The 19974-nt window shown below is 50.8% G+C and carries 12 protein-coding genes; 10 read left to right on the top strand and 2 right to left on the bottom strand.

Features of this window, described 5'->3' with window-relative positions:
• Nucleotides 1-25: 25 nt before the first annotated feature.
• Both ACN0YN_RS10885 and ACN0YN_RS10890 read right to left on the bottom strand, forming a co-directional pair.
• The gene (locus tag ACN0YN_RS10885; protein WP_417385039.1) at nt 26-340 is read right to left on the bottom strand and encodes a Rieske (2Fe-2S) protein; all 315 of its coding nucleotides are present in this window, start codon (nt 338-340) and stop codon (nt 26-28) included.
• Nucleotides 341-466: 126 nt separating this feature from the next.
• On the bottom strand, nt 467-1447 hold the full coding sequence (locus ACN0YN_RS10890) for a lysophospholipid acyltransferase family protein (RefSeq protein ID WP_417385040.1): 981 nt from the start codon (nt 1445-1447) through the stop codon (nt 467-469).
• Nucleotides 1448-1807: 360 nt separating this feature from the next.
• Between ACN0YN_RS10890 and ACN0YN_RS10895 the strand changes: the two genes are divergently transcribed.
• From ACN0YN_RS10895 to mnmA, 10 genes are all read left to right on the top strand, one after another.
• Nucleotides 1808-2206: a hypothetical protein gene (locus tag ACN0YN_RS10895; protein ID WP_417385041.1), complete on the top strand. Its 399-nt coding sequence runs from the start codon at nt 1808-1810 to the stop codon at nt 2204-2206.
• Nucleotides 2207-2356: 150 nt separating this feature from the next.
• Nucleotides 2357-5170, top strand: coding sequence for a tetratricopeptide repeat protein (locus ACN0YN_RS10900; RefSeq protein ID WP_417385042.1), 2814 nt, complete (start codon nt 2357-2359; stop codon nt 5168-5170).
• 66 nt (nt 5171-5236) lie between these two features.
• Nucleotides 5237-7144: a CRTAC1 family protein gene (locus ACN0YN_RS10905; RefSeq protein ID WP_417385043.1), complete on the top strand. Its 1908-nt coding sequence runs from the start codon at nt 5237-5239 to the stop codon at nt 7142-7144.
• Between the two features lie 431 nt (nt 7145-7575).
• On the top strand, nt 7576-8874 hold the full coding sequence (locus ACN0YN_RS10910) for a DUF1501 domain-containing protein (protein ID WP_417385044.1): 1299 nt from the start codon (nt 7576-7578) through the stop codon (nt 8872-8874).
• A gap of 133 nt (nt 8875-9007) precedes the next feature.
• Nucleotides 9008-11458, top strand: coding sequence for a PPC domain-containing protein (locus ACN0YN_RS10915; protein WP_417385045.1), 2451 nt, complete (start codon nt 9008-9010; stop codon nt 11456-11458).
• 92 nt (nt 11459-11550) lie between these two features.
• Nucleotides 11551-14220, top strand: a complete 2670-nt coding sequence (locus ACN0YN_RS10920) for a DUF1549 domain-containing protein (protein ID WP_417385046.1) — start codon at nt 11551-11553, stop codon at nt 14218-14220.
• A 69-nt stretch (nt 14221-14289) separates the two neighbouring features.
• Nucleotides 14290-16425 carry a c-type cytochrome domain-containing protein gene (locus ACN0YN_RS10925; protein WP_417385047.1) on the top strand — a complete coding sequence of 712 codons (2136 nt, stop codon included), beginning with the start codon at nt 14290-14292 and terminating at the stop codon, nt 16423-16425.
• 199 nt (nt 16426-16624) lie between these two features.
• Nucleotides 16625-17509: an ATP-grasp domain-containing protein gene (locus tag ACN0YN_RS10930; RefSeq protein WP_417385048.1), complete on the top strand. Its 885-nt coding sequence runs from the start codon at nt 16625-16627 to the stop codon at nt 17507-17509.
• A gap of 199 nt (nt 17510-17708) precedes the next feature.
• Nucleotides 17709-18716: a cation diffusion facilitator family transporter gene (locus ACN0YN_RS10935; protein WP_417385049.1), complete on the top strand. Its 1008-nt coding sequence runs from the start codon at nt 17709-17711 to the stop codon at nt 18714-18716.
• Nucleotides 18717-18864: 148 nt separating this feature from the next.
• Entirely contained in the window at nt 18865-19974 is a 1110-nt protein-coding gene (gene mnmA, locus ACN0YN_RS10940; RefSeq protein ID WP_417385050.1) for a tRNA 2-thiouridine(34) synthase MnmA, read from the top strand.

Consider the following 19974-nt stretch of genomic DNA (forward strand, 5'->3'; position numbering starts at 1 on the left):
GCCTGCTGACTCGCTTCTCACTTCGCTATGACTCAGGTAGTTCGATATAAATCCCGTCCTCTTCCACAAAGACGGGATAGGTCGGGTGACACAGACGTTCGTTCAGACAGTGTTTGCCTGTCGTCACATCAAACTGCCAGCCATGCCAGGGGCACGTTACGACATTTCCTGTCAACGCCCCTTCCCCCAGCGGGCCTCCTGCATGCGGGCAGACACCGTCCATTGCATAATAGGCACCATCCACATGAAACAGGGCGATAATACGATCTTCAGCGACAAACTCACCTGACTCTCCTTCAGGTACGGTCGTGAGATCGGCGATTCGTATTTTCTTACCCATGACTGTCTCCAGGTCGGCTGTCTGATTCTGATGTCACTGTAGAGGCCTTCTTCTGAACAAATGATATCTGTTTCAGGGAAGCGACCTCTGACTGCGGTTGTAGTGCAGATCAGCGTCTGAATCAATTCAGGCTGCCTTTTTTTCCGGAATCGCTTCGGTCTGGCGATTCTTTTTCGCACGAACCTTTGGCTCACTCTTCCAGCGTCGGTGCACCCAGAAATACTGTTCGGGTGATTTCCGCACAGCATTTTCTAAAGCGGTCGTAAACTGCTGGGTAATTTCACCGACGGGATCTTTTGAGACACACTGAGTCGAATCGATCAGCTGCTCGCAGCCCATTTCAAATTTGACCCACTGATTGTTTTCAAAATAATCGGGCAGACGGCGGGCATACCCGACACAGATATAAGCCCGGTACTCCAGAGCCAGCAAAGCGATCGATTTGAAAGTAGAAGCAGGTTTGCCAAAGAAATCAACGAACAATCCGCGTTTGCCCGCATCCTGATCGCCGAGCAATGCCAGATGCCCGCGGCGTTCTATGGTGGCAATCATGTCATCATAGCCCCCTTTTTTCGCCATCGCACGATGCCCGGTATGCTGTCGGAATTTTTCAAACCATGCGTTCAGGAAAGGATTGTCCAGTTCCCGGGCGACGACCCCCATCGGAAAACCAAACAGCCCGAAAACGGAAACCGCAATCTCCCAGTTCCCGTAATGTCCGCTCAATAAAATCACCGGCCTGCCGGAACAGAGCGCGGTAATTAACTCCGGTGGATAATCGAATTCCAGCACATCAAAGATATTCCCACGATGCAGCTTGCGGGGGAGCTGGATGATTTCCACCACCATGCGAAACAGATGCGTCCACATCTGATAGATCGTCTCGTCGATTTTCTGATCGGATAATTCTTCGCCAAAGGCGGTCCGCAGATTGGCTGCAGCCACATGATAACGGGTCAATTTACGGGGGAGACAACGATGAATGAAAAACGCCATCCCTTTCGCCAGCTTTACCGATTCTCGTAGCGGTAGAGATCTGACAATACAAACCAGTGTCTGGAAAATCAGATATTCCAGTCGGTATCTTGCCATGCGCCAATTGATCATGCGATCGTTCCCCCAACTTCCCTGCTGTGATGGCCCGCTTCATCCTGAAGATCAGACGGGATCGAATTCTACTGAACCCCAGACTATGTCTTACTTTAACTCTTAAAGACAACGATCATATAAATGACCATTCCGCTTCCGGATTCAGGTTCAAAGTTGTAAAAGTGTCTACGGAATCGGGTTTTTCGTCAAGCCCCATCCTGGCCCCTGTTAACCTGACATCAGTTCCCTTTGATTTCTGCAAAAACTGCATGGGATCAATTACTTTTTACTCGGAATTGAACAGCTGGCAGAGTATATTTATAAAGAGATCTGGATGTAAGCAGCTCATTTCCTTTCCTGTTCCTTCTCGTATTATCCATGGCTGATCGATCTTCATTGGCGTTTCGTCTGCTGTTGACTGCAATAGCCGTCTGCGCTGTGAATCTGATATCGCCCGAATCCGCTCAAGCCACCTGTGGAGATTATCTGTCTCATGCAGGGCAGGATGAAAGTTCGCAGCTGGAACTGCTCTCTGATCCCACACAGACGCCACCAGCCCAACCCTGTTCGGGGCCCGGCTGTCAAAGACATCGCCCCGATCCTGCTCCGGAAGCTCCGGTGCTCGTGATTACCATTCTCAAACCCGCCTGTTCTGTCGGAGTTGAGACGCTGAATTCTGAACCGCGACACAGCAGGTTTGTTTCCTGCTCCGCATTGATGTGTTCCTCTGCCAATCGAGAACGCATCGACCGTCCTCCACAACTTTCTGGCATCTGAAACATTGGAAACAGGGACATCGTCTCTGTTGTTTCATGAAACTTGCCTGCGCGAACCGTTCCCTTCAACGTGTTTGCCTGCGCTTTGATTGAGCGCTGTTTACCTGCAAGTTTTTCCTGATAGCCATTTAGTGCAGGACTTCTTGTCGATATGTCAACCACTGATTCTTCCACGACGGAGACAAAGCCCCGTCGTATCGTCCGCAAAGCCGTCGGACCGAAATTACGTAAAGTTCTCTATCTGCTCTTCTTCCTGGTAGCATTGCTGGGTGCCAATTCGATCTACCTGGTCAGTATTACCGTCTACGACTGGTTGAGTGGTGACACGCTGGAAAACTGGTTCTACCAGTACATGTTTCTCGCACATCTGATTCTGGGCCTGGTGCTGCTGGCTCCCTTTATCCTGTTCGGCATTGTACACATTTATAACACGAAGAACCGCCTCAACCGGCGTGCTGTCCGCGTGGGGTATGGCCTCTTCTTTATCTCATGCCTGGTACTGGTTTCCGGAATCTTATTGTTACGCATTGGTTCATTCGACATGAAAAACCCCACCGCGCGATCGGTCACCTACTGGTGTCACGTGATTGCGCCGGTGTTCGCTCTCTGGATGTACTGGCTACATCGTCTGGTCGGACCGAAGATCAAATGGAAAGGCGGGCTCGCTTACATGGGTGTCATCACCGCAATGGTGGTTGGCATGCTGATGTTTCATTCATCCGATCCCCGTAAATGGAATGTCGTCGGTCCCAAATCAGGAGAGAAATATTTCTTCCCTTCACTCTCGCGGACTTCAACGGGGGACTTCATTCCCGCGGAAGCATTGATGATGGACGACTATTGTCAGAAATGTCATCCCGATACCCACGCCGACTGGAAAAACAGCGTGCATCATTTCAGTTCGTTTAATAATCCCGCGTACCTCGCCTCGGTTAGAGAAACCCGCAAAGTCTCCTTCGAACGCGACGGGAATCTGCAGGCATCCCGCTTCTGTGCCGGCTGCCACGATCCGGTCCCCTTCTTCAGTGGTGCCTTTGACGATCCGAATTTTGATGACATCAACCACATCACCTCGCAGGCGGGCATCACCTGCACGACCTGCCATGCCATTACGAACGTCAACAGCGTGCGCGGCAACAGTGACTACACGATTGAAGAACCGATTCATTATCCGTTTGCCTACAGCGACAATACGTTTCTGCAGTGGGTCAACAATCAGCTGGTAAAAGCCAAACCGGCGTTCCATAAGAAAACCTTCCTGAAAGATCTGCACAAATCAACGGAGTTCTGCGGCACCTGTCATAAAGTACATCTGCCTGAAGAGCTGAATCAGTATAAATTCCTCCGCGGGCAGAACCATTACGATTCCTTCCTGTTGAGCGGCGTGTCAGGTCATGGGGCACGCAGTTTCTACTATCCCCCCAAAGCCCAGGAGAACTGCAATAAATGTCACATGCCAGCCAAGCCATCCAACGACTTTGGCGCACGGCACTTCTACGATTCGAAAGAACTCAGTGTTCACAATCACCTGTTCCCGGCTGCGAACACCGGCATCGCCGCTTTACGCAATGATCCGGAAACCGTCGCCGTTCATCAGGCTTTCCTCAAAGACAATCTACGCGTTGATTTCTTTGGCATTCGCGAAGAAGGTAGTATTGAAGGGAAACTGATCGCGCCTCTGCGACCGGAAGTCCCCACTCTCAAACCCGGCAACAAGTATCTGCTGGAAACCGTCTTGCGTACCTTGAAAGTCGGTCATCACTTCACCCAGGGAACAGCAGATTCAAACGAGATCTGGCTGGATGTGACGGTCAAAAGCGGCGATCGGATTATCGGACGCAGTGGCTCCCGCGAAGAAGACGGAACCGTGGATCCCTGGTCGCATTTCGTCAATGCCTTTGTGATTGATCGAGAAGGAAACCGCATCTCACGACGAAATCCAGAAGATATTTTTGTGCCTTTATACAATAATCAGATGCCACCCGGTGCTGGTCAGACCATTCATTATGAATTGAATCTACCCGATGACCTGACCGCTCCGGTGACCGTTGAGGCAAAACTGCAGTATCGTAAATTTGATACCCATTACATGCAGTTTGTCGCTTCATCGCTGGAAGCCAAAGGCCAGACACTCTCCTGGAAGGAAAAAGGCGTGCCCTATGTGAATACTCTGCCGATCACAACGATCGCCTCGGATACGATTACGTTTCCGATCGAAGGGGTGACCGCGGAAGTGAAAAACAAGGAAGTCGAGATTCCTGTCTGGCAACGCTGGAACGATTATGGCATCGGCCTGTTCCTGAAAGGCAAGGCGGAATTACGCCAGGCAGCAGAAGCGTTCGAGCACGTCGATCAACTCGACCGCTACGATGGTTCCTTGAATCTGGCACGAGTGTACTTCACGGAAGGACGTCTGGAAGATGCCGTCGATGCCCTGAAACGGACGGCATCCTACACTGATCCGCCGGCACCTCCCTGGACGCTGGCCTGGCTGAGTGGCAAGGTCAATCAGCAGCAGGGACACCTGGAAGAAGCGGAGAAGAACTTCCGCAGTGTTCTGGAAGATCAGACCGAAGAACGCACCCGCCGCGGGTTTGACTTCAGTAAAGACTACGTGGTCATCAATGATCTCGGTCAAAACCTGTTTGATCAGGCCAAGCGGTTCCGTACGGAAGAAAACCGGGAACAGCGCGATCAACTGCTCAACCAGGCAGTTGAACAGTTTCAGAAAACGCTGGTCCTGGACCCGGAGAATGTCACCGCCCACTACGGACTCTCTCTGGTTTATGACCAGTTAGAGAAACCGGAACTGTCTGATAAGCATCGAAAATTGCATCAGAAATATAAGGTTGATGATACCGCACGAGGTTTCGCGGAGCGTAAAGCCCGCGAAAAGTATCCTGCTGCCAATCACGCGGCAGAACAACCCGTGATTTATTCATTGAACCGAACCGTCAAACCATAACTTATCGGCTCCCTGCACTGATTCGCAGCGCGGGGAGCCGAATACAGATAAACGAAAGTGATACTCATGTCAGACTTAAACCCTGATGATCTGAGTCCCGAACTGGAAATTGAAACCGAACAGAATGATGAGTCGATCGGACGAGCATTCTGGTATTCCTTCTCAGCGATTCTGATCATCGCCATTTGTGGTGGCAGCATCTATGCCTGGAAGCAGATGCAGCAACCGGAAGAAATCGTCAAGGAAACTCCACTGAGTCTTCCCGCTGAACGGAAAGTGGCAGAAATCACACTTCCCCAGATTCCGTTCACCGATATCACAGAAGAGGCCGGCATCCACTTCGTGCACAACAACGGTGCCGCCGGTGAAAAGCTGTTGCCCGAAACCATGGGCGGAGGAGCCGCGTTTTTTGATTACGATAACGACGGTGACCAGGATTTACTGCTGGTAGGGTCTCAGCACTGGCCGTGGAGTAAAGCGGCTGAACAACAGAAATCGGTCCCTTCACTGGCGCTGTACCAGAATGACGGTACGGGAAAATTTCAGGATGTCACCGAAAGCATGGGACTGACTCTGTCACTGTACGGCATGGGAGTCGCCTGTGGAGACTATGACAATGATGGCCTGGTTGACCTCTATATTTCGTCTCTGGGGAGTAACCTCCTGCTGAAAAATGAAGGAACGCGATTCAAAAACGTGACTGCACAGGCAGGAGTGGGCGGTCCAGACCATCTCTGGAGCACCAGTTGTGGCTGGTTCGATTACGATCGGGATGGCGACCTGGATCTGCTCGTCTGCAATTATCTTGACTGGACTCCCGCTTATGACCGCGCGCAGAATTTCACACTCAAAGGAGGCATCCGCGCTTATGGTCGTCCTCAGAATTTTAATGGCGTGAATCCCCTGCTCTATCAGAATCAGGGAAACGGAACATTCAGGGACGTGACTGAGCAGGCAGGACTTAAAGTCTTCTCGCCAGGCACCGGTATGCCCCTGGCCAAATCGCTGGGGCTCAACTTCTACGATTTTGATGAAGATGGATATCTCGATATCTTCATCACAAATGATACCGTACAAAATCTGCTGTTCCGAAATCAGCAGGATGGAACCTTCAGCGAAACCGCAGCGCTCTCAGGAGTGGCCTTTGACATGGAAGGCAATGCCCGCGGTGCCATGGGTATCGACATCGCCAATTTCCGAAACAATGACACCCTCGGGATTGCCATCGGAAACTTTGCCAATGAAATGACAGCCCTGTATACCTCTCCAGGAAAAGAGATGCAGTTCATTGATGAGGCAATTTCAAATGGCCTGGGACCCCAGACACGCCAGGCATTGACCTTTGGAGTCTTCTTTTTTGATGCGGACCTGGATGGACGGCTGGATCTGTTTTCCGCAAACGGACACCTGGAAGAAGACATCAACATCGTTCAGGAGCGTCAGCACTACGAGCAGGAACCGCAACTCTTCTGGAACTGTGGCCCGCAATATACCACCGAGTTCGTTCCCCTGGATGAATCGCTGGTGGGCAAGGATTTTGTCAAACCACTGGTTGGACGCGGTGCGACGTTTGGCGACATTGACGGGGACGGCGACCTGGATCTGATCATCATGACGACAGGGAACAAACCCCGCCTGTTGAGAAATGATCAGCAGACAGGGAATCACTGGGTTCGCTTTCATCTGTTCAGTGAAGGCAAACCTGAAAAGGAGAACCCGGCTGCTTCTCCGCACGATGCACTGGGAGCACACATTCAGATCAAGACAGCCGCTGGCATCCAGAATCGGATGGTCATGCCTACCAGAAGTTATCTGGCACAAACCGAGCTGCCAGTGACATTTGGACTGGGTAAGAATGAGGAAATCGAGTCGGTTTCCATTAAATGGCCCTCAGGGAAAGAGACTTCTCTGAAAAATCTGAAATCCGACCAGCAATATCGGATTTCAGAACAATCCGGGCTTGTTGAAAAATAGCATCATCTCGACACCGCTGTATCTCCGATATTTCCCTGACTTGACAGAATCTGGACAGTAAATCCTTGACACAATCGCATCAACTTTGTTTGATATATGCGGTGTTGAGGTGTGTCCAGATTGCCGGATTTCAAAATTGTCCTTGAATTCCAGAGTGGGAATTTGGCATAATACCCTCAGGTGGTTTGAAAACGATTCCTCCCCCCACTGGTTTAATGTGATAGTATTAGAAACATTACCAGAATCACCTGACATACTAACTCGGGCCAGATGAAGAGTAGTACCGAGCCATCCGCCAGTGAAAACTGGCTATATTCCAACCTGATAAGATTTAGTGCTCAAACCTGACAGCATGTGTTAAGCCTCTGGCCTTTGAGAGCCAAAAACCCAGACACAAAACTATCCCCACAAACGAAAATGGAGATTTCACTATGAGCTTGAGACAATCACGCCGCGATTTTTTGCATGTTGGTTTTGCAGGTGGAATCGGTCTGACTCTGCCTGAATTTCTCCGTATGAAAAGTGCCCAGGCAGAAATTAAAAAATACGAATCAAAAGAAGGTACAGCTAAGTCGGTTATCTTCATCTATCTGCCCGGTGGTGCCGCCCATCAGGAAACCTGGGACCCTAAACCATATGCTCCTGTCGAGTATCGTGGCCCGATGGGATCCATTGAAACCAATGTTGCCGGCGTACGTTTCAATGAAAAGCTGGCAAAAACAGCAAAGATCATGGATAAGCTGACTGTCTGCCGGTCCATGTCACACGGCGAAGCAGCACACGAACGGGGAACACACAATATGTTCACCGGATATCGTCCCAGCCCTGCTTTGCAGTTCCCCAGTATGGGAAGTGTGGTGACTCATGAATTCGGTCCTAAAAACAGCATGCCACAATATGTCTGTATTCCCAATCAGCCCAATGAGTTCGCAGGCACCGGTTACCTGAGTTCTTCCTACGCTCCTTTCAGTGTAGGTGCCGACCCTGCATCCAACGGGTTCAAAGTTCGAGACCTGAACCTGCCTGGTGGCGTGGACAACAACCGGTTTACCCGCCGTCGTTCTCTGCTGAGTGCTGTCAACGAGCACTTTGTCTCGAAAGAAAAAGCAGACTCACTCGATGCTGTCGATACCTTCTACAAGCAGGCCTATGACATGGTCTCTTCCAAAGCATCACAGGAAGCGTTTGACCTGGATAAAGAAGACGCCAAAGTCAGAGACGCCTACGGACGCAATCAGGCCGGTGCCCGCATGCTGCTGTCTCGTCGTCTGGTAGAAGCCGGAGCACGTTTCGTCACCATGACTTACGGTGGCTGGGATATGCACGACCGGATTCAGACCGGTATCGAACGCAACGTACCTTCCTTCGATCAGGCATTTTCGACTCTGATTACCGACCTTTACGATCGTGGCTTGCTCGACAGCACACTCGTTTGTGTCTGTAGTGAATTCGGTCGTACTCCGAAAATCAACGGAACTGCCGGTCGCGACCACTGGCCGAAAGTCTTCAGTGTTGTCATGGCCGGAGGTGGTATCAAAGGTGGAAACATTTATGGTTCGTCAGATGCAATTGCCAGCGAACCCGAAGATAACCCATTGTCTGTAATGGACTGGGCAACCACCATCTACCACTGTATGGGCATTGTTGCTGACAAAGAACTGATGGCTCCCGGCGATCGTCCGATTGAAATCGTCGATGGCGGTAAAGTCATCAAAGACCTGCTGGTTTAATCACCGCCAGGTAAATTGATATAAAATTGAATGAGAACCGTTGGCATGGGGACCCTGTCCCCGTGCTGACATTCTTATTCGGACGGAAATAAAACTGATTCTCGAACATCAACATTCCAAGGGGGGAACCGTGATGCTGCAGAAGTACAGGTCTGTTTGCACCGGAATTTTGACAATCGCAATGGGCTTACTGCTGGCTGCTCCAGCATGGGCTGCTGACCCGGGGTTGAACTACGTTCGTCCGCGAGGAGGTCAACGAGGAACAGAGGTCAGTCTCACCTTTATCGGTGCCCGACTTTCTGACGCCGTCGAAATTCTATCCTACAAAAAAGGCTTTGAATTCAAGGAAGTCAAAGCCGATCCCAAAAACGCAAATGTCTGTACTGCCATCGTCAAGATTGCTCCCGACTGTGCCCTGGGCGAACACACGTTTCAGGTTCGCACGAAAAGCGGCATCTCCGACTACAAAACATTCTGGGTCGGACAGTTCCCTGAAGTCGCAGAAAAAGAACCGAACAGCGAATTCGAAACGCCTCAGGCAATTGAACTGAATCATACCGTGACCGGAGTGGTTCAGAACGAAGATGTGGACCACTTTGTGGTAACCGCGAAAAAGGGCCAGCGGATCTCAGCAGAAATTGAAGGCATTCGCCTGGCAACCACTCTGTTTGATCCATACATCGCGATTCTGGATGAAAAACGCTTTGAACTCAAAGCAGAAGACGACCTGCCTCTGCTGCGAAATGATGCGGCCATTTCGGTAGTTGCTCCTGCAGACGGGAAATATACCATTCTCGTCCGTGACAGCTCTTATGGTGGAAACGGTGCTGCTTTCTACCGACTGCACGTAGGAACTTACCCGCGTCCCACAGCCGTCTATCCGGCGGGAGGCCAACTGGGTACAAAGCAGCAGGTCACCTTCAAAGGGAATACCGTTGAAAACCTGGTGCAGGAATTCCAGCTCCCCGATAAACCAGATGCGGAATTCGAACTGTTTGCCTCCGACGCTGGTGGCAGTGCCCCCTCAGGAAACGTTTTCCGTCTGTTCCCTCATGGTAACTCCATGGAACAGGAACCCAATAACGATCTCAAATCGGCATCTGCAGCAGCGTTACCGAATGCATTCAACGGAATCATTGAAAAAGAAGGCGATATCGACTTCTTCAAATTCCAGGCCAAAAAAGACCAGACTCTGGAAATCGAATGTTATGCACGTCGGATTCGTTCTCCACTGGATCCTGTCGTGAATCTGTATAACGAAAAATCACAGCGACTCGGCGGCAACGATGACTCCCGAGGACCAGACAGCTACTTCCGCTACAAATTCCCCGCTGACGGTGAATACTTTATTTCCGTAACAGACCACCTCGCACGTGGTGGGGAAGATTTTGTCTACCGTATCGAGATGCTGCCTGTCTCACCTGCCCTGGAGCTGGGAATTCCCCGCAATGCCCGCTATTCACAGGAACGACAGAGAATTGTGGTCGCACGCGGTAATCGCTTTGCTGCCGTGGTCAGTGCCCAACGGACCAACTTCGGTGGTGAAATTGCCCTCGATGCCTCAAACTTCCCTAAAGGCATCAGTGTCGTTGCGGAACCGATGGCTGCCAACCTGACAACCATGCCCGTTGTCTTCGAAGCTGCCGCTGATGCCCCCATCGAAGGTCAACTGATCGAACTCACGGGGCGTCATGTTGATCCCAAACAGAATATTTCCGGAGTATTCACCAACCGGGCTGACCTGGTGCGTGTCCGTAACAATCAGCTGTTGTGGATGAAAGATGTCGCTCAGATACCCGTCGCCGTTGTGGAAGAACTCCCCTTTAAACTGGATATCGTCGAGCCGAAAGCACCACTGACTCGAAATGGCTCCATGCAGCTCAAAGTTGTGGCGACACGAAAAGAAGGGTTTGACGAACCAATTACCCTGCAGTTTCCTTTCCGTCCACCGGGAGTGGGTGCTTCCAGTCGGGTAACAATTCCCAAGGGACAGAATGAAGTCTTCTATCCGATCAATGCCAATGGCAATGCGGAAATGAAAAAGTGGAAGGTCTTTGTCATTGGTTCCGCGAACGTCGGCGGCAATGCCTGGGTTTCGTCTCAGCTTGCTCCACTGGAAGTCGCAGATTCCTTTGTCGATCTTGATCTGGCCCGTACAGCAGTCGAGCAGGGTCAGGAGACCGAGATTATCTGCAAAGTCAATATGAAGAACCCGTTTGAAGGTGATGCCAAGATCAAACTGGTTGGCCTGCCTCCAAAAGTGACCACCGAAGATATCTCTTTCAATAAAGAGAGCAAAGAACTGGTCTTTAAAGTCAAAACAGATCCGGCTTCCCCACAGGGACGGCATAAGAGCCTGTTCTGTCAGGTGGAAATCCCGATCAACGGCGAAACCGTTGTGCATACAACCGGTCGCACCGAATTGCGAATTGACAAACCGGCCCCTCCCAAGAAAGATGAGCCGGCCAAACCTGCTACGGTAGCGAAAAAAGAAGAGCCCAAGAAGGAAGCTCCTAAACGGCTCACCAGACTGGAACAGCTCAGACTGGAAGCACAGAAGCGACTCGAATCTGGCACGAAATAAACGGGACTGAACTCGCGCAGTTTCAAAATACTTTCTCTGTTTATTATTACCTTCATCAACTGGATTTTGTTGACGAATAAAGGTTTTCAATTATGTGGCGTCATCGACTTTTAACAGGTAGTGTTCTCTCTCTGGTGATTTTTGCCAGCGGACTCTCTCTCTCACACGCAGACGAGAAAGCACCGGCAAAACCCGAACCAGCAAAGCCAGTTCCGGCAGAAGCGAAACCAGCTGAAACAAAACCAGCCGAGGCGAAACCAGCTCCGGCAACGACCCCCGCTCCAGCAAAGCCGGCAGAAACAAAACCGGCACCTGCCAAACCTGCTGAAACAAAGCCGGCGACTCCAGCTCCTGCTAAACCTGCGGAACCTAAACCGGCAGCTCCCGCAAAACCAGCCCCTAAAATGGTCAAGTTGAACGTGTATCCTACGGATATTCAGCTTACTACCAGCCGGGATCGTCAATCTGTGATTGCCCAGGCAGTTTTCGATAACGGCCTGACTCAGGATGTGACCGCTCAGTTACAGTTAAAACCAGTACAACCTGGTATTGTACGCATCGATAAAAACATGGTTTATCCTGAGGGTGACGGGGAAACCGATGTCATCGCCAGTTTTGGTGGTGCTGATGTCAAACTGCACTCCAAAGTCGTCAAAGGTAAAGTAGATCGTCCCATCAGTTTTAATCTGGACGTTATGCCGACCTTTATGCGAGCAGGCTGTAACACGGGTAGCTGTCATGGTGCCGCCCGTGGTAAAGATGGTTTCCGTCTCTCGCTGTTTGGCTTCGATCCCAAGGGAGACTACAACCGCCTGACTCGTGAATTAAGTGGACGCCGCATCAATCTGAGCCTGCCTCATGAAAGTCTGTTGCTCGAAAAAGCCACCGGTGCCGTGCCACATACAGGTGGAAAACTGTATGAAAAAGATTCCGAACACTACAACGCTACACTCCGCTGGTTACAGGCGGGTGCTCCCTATGATGCCGGTGAAATCCCGACTGTCACAAAAGTGGAAATCTATCCCGAAGGTGGCGTCATGGATGGCAAAGGGACAACACAACAGGTATCTGTTCTGGCATACTACTCGGATGGTACCACCCGTGATGTCACCACACTGGCTTTCTTCTCATCCAATAACGATAACTCAGCCACTATTTCAAAAGAAGGTCTGATCACCGCCAGCAACCGTGGCGAAGCCTTCATCATGGCACGCTTCGACACTCACACTGTCGGTTCACATTTTGTTGTACTTCCCAAAGGCCTGGACTTCGAATGGCCCAGCGTACCTGAGTACAACTATGTCGATACACTGATTCACAATAAGCTCAAGAAACTGCGCGTTGTCCCCTCAGAAGTCTGTTCCGATGCCGAATTCCTGCGTCGCGCCAGCCTGGATATCTGTGGCGTGATGCCGACCATCGAAGAATTCAATATCTTCGTCGCCGATAAAGACCCTAAAAAACGGGACAAACTGGTCGACCAGCTGTTGAATCGAAAAGAATTTGTAGAGATGTGGGTGATGAAATGGTCTGAGTTACTGCAGATCCGCACGGTCAACAACCGCATCAGTTACAAGTCAGCCCTGCTCTATTACAACTGGCTGCAGGAGCGGATTGCTTCAAACGTACCCATCGACAAGATGGTTCAGGAACTGCTGGGCTCTACTGGTGGTACCTTTGCGAATGCAGCAACCAACTATTATGAAAATGAACGGGATACACTCAAAGTATCCGAAAACGTGGCCCAGGTCTTCATGGGCATGCGGATTCAGTGTGCTCAGTGTCATAACCATCCCTTTGACCGCTGGACCATGGATGATTATTACAGCTTCGCTGCCTTCTTCTCGCAAATCGGTCGTAAAGGCAGTGAAGACCCTCGTGAATCCATCATCTACAATCGCGGCAGCGGAGAAGTTCGCCACGCCGTCGACAACCGGGTCATGCAGCCTAAATTCCTGGGCGGTGCCCAACCTGAGACACGTGGCAAGGACCGACGTGTTGTGCTGGCAAACTGGCTGGCCTCAAACGAGAACCCCTACTTTGCAACCAACCTGAGTAACATTGTCTGGGCTCACTTCTTTGGAAAAGGGATTATTAACGAAGTGGATGACGTCCGCGTCAGTAACCCGCCGGTCAATCCGGAACTGCTGAACGAACTGGCAAAACGCTTCACCGAATACAACTATGACTTCAAAAAGCTGGTACGCGATATCTGTACTTCGCGGACTTATCAGCTTTCGACCCAGACCAATCCTTCCAACGAACGTGATCTGACGAATTTCTCGCATGCACAACCTCGTCGTCTGCGGGCAGAAATTCTGCTGGACTGTATTTCACAGGTCACCAGTGCCCCGAATAAATTCCGCGGGTTACCATTGGGAGCACGTGCGGTTCAGATCGCTGACGGAAATACAACAAACTACTTCCTGACAACCTTCGGTCGTGCCAAACGCGATACAGTCTGCTCCTGCGAAGTTCGCATGGAACCCAGCCTGTCACAGGCCCTGCATCTGTTGAATGGTGACACCGTCAACCAGAAAATTGCCCAGGGTAAATTTGTGGAATCGCGGCTGAAAGCCGGCAAGAAGCCTCTGGAAGTCATTGATGAGATGTATATCACCTGCCTGAGCCGTAAACCGACGGATAAAGAATATTCTTCGCTCGTTCAGGTCCTGGATGAAAACAAGAAAGATGAAACGAATACATTGAACGATGTATTCTGGTCGTTGTTGAATTCCCGTGAATTCATCTTCAATCACTAAATTTTCAGACCAGTTGAACTAACACCGGAACCTGCTGCGGCTGGCTCCAGACATAATATGGTTACCATAATGAAAAATTTACTTTCTACTGAGTGGCACAATCTTACCAGAAGCATTCTGATCGCTTCCGGTCTGGTTTCGATCGCACTGTTTTCTACTCCGGTTTCAGCCGAAGAGAAAAAAGAGGATGACAAGAAAAAACCGAAGATCACCTACGATGAGCACATCAAACCGATCTTTCGTGCCAAGTGTTTTGCCTGCCACAATACAGACAAAAAGGCTTCAGGACTGGACCTGACGAACTACACAGGTCTGATGCAGGGGGGAGCCGCCGGCGAATCCGTTGCTCCCGGTGATGCACAAGGCAGTTACCTGTATATGCTGGTCACACATGAATCTGAACCCTTCATGCCACCCAAGGCAGATAAATTACCTGCCAATGAACTGGCACTCATCCAGGAATGGATCACCGCTGGTGCTCCAGAAAACGCCGGCAGTAAAGTCACCATCAAAAAACCTAAATTCGATTTCGCTCTGCAGGGGGCTTCTACCGGGAAACCAGCGGGACCGCCTCCGATGCCGCCACATTTAAGCCTGGAGCCCATCGTTCATACGAGCCTTCCCACGACAGTGACCGCACTGGCCACCAACCCCTGGTCCTCTTTAGCTGCTGTCGCCGGTCAGAAACAGGTGCTCCTCTACAACACAAATACCCTGCAGTTACTGGGCGTGCTCCCCTTCCCTGAAGGTGTGCCACATGTTCTGAAATTCAGCCGTAACGGCAGCCTGTTACTGGCCGGCGGTGGTCATGCTGCTGCCAGTGGACGTGTTGTTGTCTGGGATGTCAAGACCGGCAAAAGACTGTTTGAAGTAGGTGATGAACTGGATTCAGTCCTCTGTGCCGATATCAGTTCCGATCAACGATTCATTGCGCTGGGAAGTCCCAGTAAAGTGATTCGTGTTTACTCAACCAGCACTGGTGAACTCGCTTATGAAATTCGTAAGCACACAGACTGGATGACCTCCCTGGCTTTCAGCCCGGACTCGGTTCTGCTTTGCTCCGGCGATCGTAATGGCGGCGCCTTTGTCTGGGAAGCTGCTTCAGGAAACGAATACCTGACACTCAAAGGCCACAAAGGCGGCATCACGGGAATCACCTGGCGCAGCGATTCCAATCTGGTAGCGACCAGTAGCGAAGACCAGTCTGTCAAACTCTGGGAAGTCCAGAATGGTACGAATATCAAATCATGGAACGCGCATGGCGGCGGAACATCGAGTGTCGAATTTGCACGTGACGGCCGACTGGTGACCTGTGGTCGCGACCGCGTTACCAAAGTCTGGGATCAGGCAGGCAAACAGCTGATAGCAACTCCCGCCTTCGGAGACATCGCTGTCAGCGTGACCATCTGTGATGAAACCAACCGCGTGATTGCCAGCGACTGGACTGGTAAGATTAAAGTCTGGAATGCCGCAGACGGGAAAGAAGTGGGTGAACTATCTGCGAATCCCGTTCCTCTGGCAGAACGTCTGACAGCGGCAACTGCCGGCGTACAGGCCAGCCAGGCCAATCATCAGAAATTACTGGCTGCCGCTCAGGCAGATCAGGCTGCCGTCGCGAAAATCAACGCGGATCTCGCCGCCACACAGAAACAGCAGACTGACCTGCAAAACGGTTTGAATGGTCTGAATGCGAATCTGGCAGCAGCACAAAAAGCGCTGGCAGCAGCGCAGGCTGGTGAAACCAATTCCACAAACCAGATCAAAGCGATCGAAACGCCACTGGCTGCGATCAAAGAAGCACATGCAAAAGCCGATGCGATCAGCAAGCAGGTGGCCGGAGATCAAGAACTGGCAGAAGCTGCAGCAAAACTGAAATCAGCCGTTGATAAACGCGAAGCAGCGAAAGCAGCAGAACAGAAAACTCTGGCAGCGCATCAGGCAGCAGTCAAAGACAATCAGCAGAAGATTGCTCAGTACACGCCCCAGATCAAACAGACAACAGATGCGTTGAACGCTGCCAAAGCCAAAGTCGTCGAACTTCAGAAGACTTTGAAGCCAGCCACCGATAAGGCAACCGCTTCACAGAATGCCGCCAACGCCGCTGCTGCTGCCCTGGCTGCCGCTCAGAATGAAGTTAAACGCTGGCAGGCAGAAATTGAATTCTCCAAGCAATTCAATAACGCTCAGGCCAGCACTGCCAAATAAATTGCATCACATTTTTTTAAAGCCCTTTGAGCACCAGCTCAAAGGGCTTTTTTTGTACTCAGAAATCGAACACGTTTGAGCTGTTTCGTGTCACAATCCACAAAGATATCAATCCGCCTTATTTCCGATAGCATTGTAACCTCAGAAATATTTACATCCTCATGATCAACTCGCATAGTTGGATAAGGACTATTGCTGCATGTCCAATCTGATCCTCTTCCCCCATGAAGCGTTCTCACGTAATGAAATTGATTCGGCATTCTCAGATGAATATGAAGCGGCACTGACAGCTGGATGGAAAGCAGTCTTTTACGATCATGATGCGATTGAACAGGGTGAATCTACGCTCGCGATACAGGAATTACCACTGTCAACGTCTTTACAGAAACTCATCTTGAGGGGCTGGATGCTGCCGGGTGAAACCTATGCAAAGCTCTACCAGGCTGTACGAACCAAGGGCTATGAACTGGTTACATCTCCTGAAGCCTATGAAGAGGCACACTATCTCCCTCTGGCATATCCACTCATCAAGCACGAGACTGCCCGTACCACCTGGAATTCAAGCGATGATATTGAATCAGCCTGGCGACTCTATTCAGACTTCGCTGATTCCGATGTCATGATCAAAGACTGGGTAAAGTCAGCGAAAAATCGCTGGAATGACGGCTGCTTTATTCCTGCCGGTACAGACGAAATACGATTTAAGGAAATTTACAAGGTCTTCCGGGAAGAACGAGGGAATCTATTTAATCGCGGCATCGTATTGCGAGAGTTCATGCCTCTCATCACCCATGGAAATGATATGCGTGGCATGCCTCTTGTAGAAGAAACACGACTCTTCTTCTGGAATGGCAAGATCATCGTCCTTCCTCAGGATAATTTCTCTTTACCGCAAAGCGAACTCCGGAAATGGGAAAATATCGCATGTCAGTTTAAATCTCCCTTTATTACGATTGATGTTGCTGCGCTAACGGACGGTACTTACAAAATCGTGGAAACAGGTGATGGGGGTGTCTCGGGATTGCCTGTCGATCTCGACCCTCTGTTTTTCTACAGATCGTTCTCAGAACGAGTGAATCAATGACCTGATTGCCTGCGCCTGGTTAGTAGACTGAAAGTTAGATGTCCGTCATTTCCATTTGCAATCTGGAATCTGAGAGAACAAAAGTAATATCGATCCCTTTAAGAGAGAATATATGAATGGAACTCTCAATTCTGTTGTGCTATTTTAATCATGAATATCACCCGATGGAGTTTTCTCACCTGAAGTGGAGCAGCAAAGAATGGCACAAAGCAATTCCCGGTTCGCAGTCATCGCCGCCCTGACCGGAAATGCCTTAATCACGGTTGCCAAAGGAGCAACGTTTCTGATTACCGGCTCCGGTGCCATGTTGTCTGAAACCATTCACTCCATCGCTGACTTTCTGAATCAGGTACTGTTGTTGATCGGCCTGGTCCGCGCTGATCAGGCGCCTGACAAGCATTTTGAATACGGCTACGCTGGCGAGCGGTATGTCTGGGCACTCATTTCAGCCGTCGGTATTTTCTTCCTGGGTTGTGGCGTGACCGTTTATCATGGTGTGCAGTCCCTGATCCATCCGCCGGAACTGGACCTGGGAGAAATGAAATGGGCCATCGCCGCCCTGCTGTTCGCGCTGGTGATTGATGGGGTGGTTTTTATTCTCGCCCTCAAAGGGGAATGGAAAAATGCCGCCCGCGAAGGTCGCCCGTTTCACCAGTATCTGCGCAAAGAAGCCGATCCGGCTGCAGTCGCTGTCATCCTGGAGGATGGTGCCGCCTGTCTGGGCGTAGTAATTGCCCTCGTCGCAATTCTATTGACCCAGATGACGGGACACCACTACTGGGATGCCATCGGTTCCATTGGCATCGGTGTGCTGCTGGGAGGAATCGCAGTCTGGCTGATCATCCGCAATCAGGAACTGCTGGTCGGCCCCAGTATCCCTCCTCAGACCCGCGAACAGGTGGTTCGCATTTTGAAAAATAACCCGCTGGTCGAAGAGGTCCTCGATCTCCGTTCACGCATTCTTTCCATTGATAATTATCGCATCAAAGTCGATCTCAGTTTTAATTCTCAAGAGCTGTCAAAACGTCTCAAGAAAAAAGCACTGGCCGCCTACCCGGAAATCAAAAGCGAACAGGATTTCGAATTGTTTTGTCAGAACTATACAGAAGATGTTTTAGAGATGCTGGCGGAAGAAATTGACAAGATCGAGGCGGAAATCCAGCGTCAGATTCCCGAGGCACAACATCTCGACCTGGAAGCTAACTAAGGTGCCCCACGAACGCGACAATTCCCGTGATTTCATTTGAATTCGCGGGTTTCCGCGGTCTGCTAAACTGTGATCATTCCGGGAGCCGCCTATAATAGGGGCTGAGTTTTCCGAAGTTTACCGTCATGTTACATCGAGTTAAGTTGATATGTCTCAGCGTGTTGTCCTGGCAATGAGTGGTGGTGTGGACAGTTCCGCAGCCGCTCATTTATTACTGGAACAGGGTTATGAAGTCATCGGACTGTTCATGCGGTCCGGCGCGACGGAAGAAACAGCCTGCGCGATAGAAGACAAGAACAGTCTGCCCGTCCTCAATCTCAAATCGCACAAACAGGGCTGCTGCTCGGCCAGCGACGCCGCGGATGCACGCCGCGTGGCGGATATGCTGGACATCCCCTTTCATGCCCTCAACTTTAAAGATGCATTCGGGCGAATCAAAGATTACTTCGCCGATGAATATCTGGCGGGACGCACGCCGAATCCCTGTGTGATGTGCAACAACTGGCTGAAGTTCGGCAAGCTCTGGGAATTCGCAGAACAGGTAGGTGCCTCTTACATTTCCACGGGCCACTATGCACAACTGACGTCACTCCCCGGAGAGTCTCAGCCCGCTCTGATTCGCGGGCTCGATCGATCGAAAGATCAGTCTTACGTGCTGTTCGGAATCAATCGCGGACTGCTCGATAAAATCATCTTCCCCGTCGGTGGATTCGTTAAACCGGAAATCCGGGAGATGGCCGGCGAAGCAGGACTGAGAACAGCCAACAAACCAGACAGCCAGGAAATCTGCTTCATTCCCGACAATGACTATTTCGGATTCCTGAACCGCTATCGTGGACCGCAGGAAACCGCAGGGGAAATGGTTGATACCAGCGGCAATGTCGTAGGTCATCATACGGGTTACGAGAATTACACAATCGGTCAGCGTAAGCGGCTGGGTGTGGCTTTTGGCACGCCTCGCTTCGTGATCAAAATTGAGCCCGAAACGAACCGCGTCGTTATCGGCACGCGAGATGAGCTGGCACGCAACTCTCTGGAAGCGAATCGCAGCAACTGGCTGATTGATGATCCAGGCTCAGAGATCCGCTGTCAGGCTCAGATTCGATATCAGCATAAAGAAGCAGATTGCCTGGTCGAAATACTCGATGAAGACCGCTTCCGTGTCACCTTTGATAATCCGGAATATGGGGTTGCCCCCGGCCAGGCGGTGGTACTGTATGATGAAGACCGTGTCCTGGGTGGCGGCTGGATTATGTAA

The organism is Gimesia sp. (assembly GCF_048260065.1).
In the GTDB taxonomy this organism is placed as follows: domain Bacteria; phylum Planctomycetota; class Planctomycetia; order Planctomycetales; family Planctomycetaceae; genus Gimesia.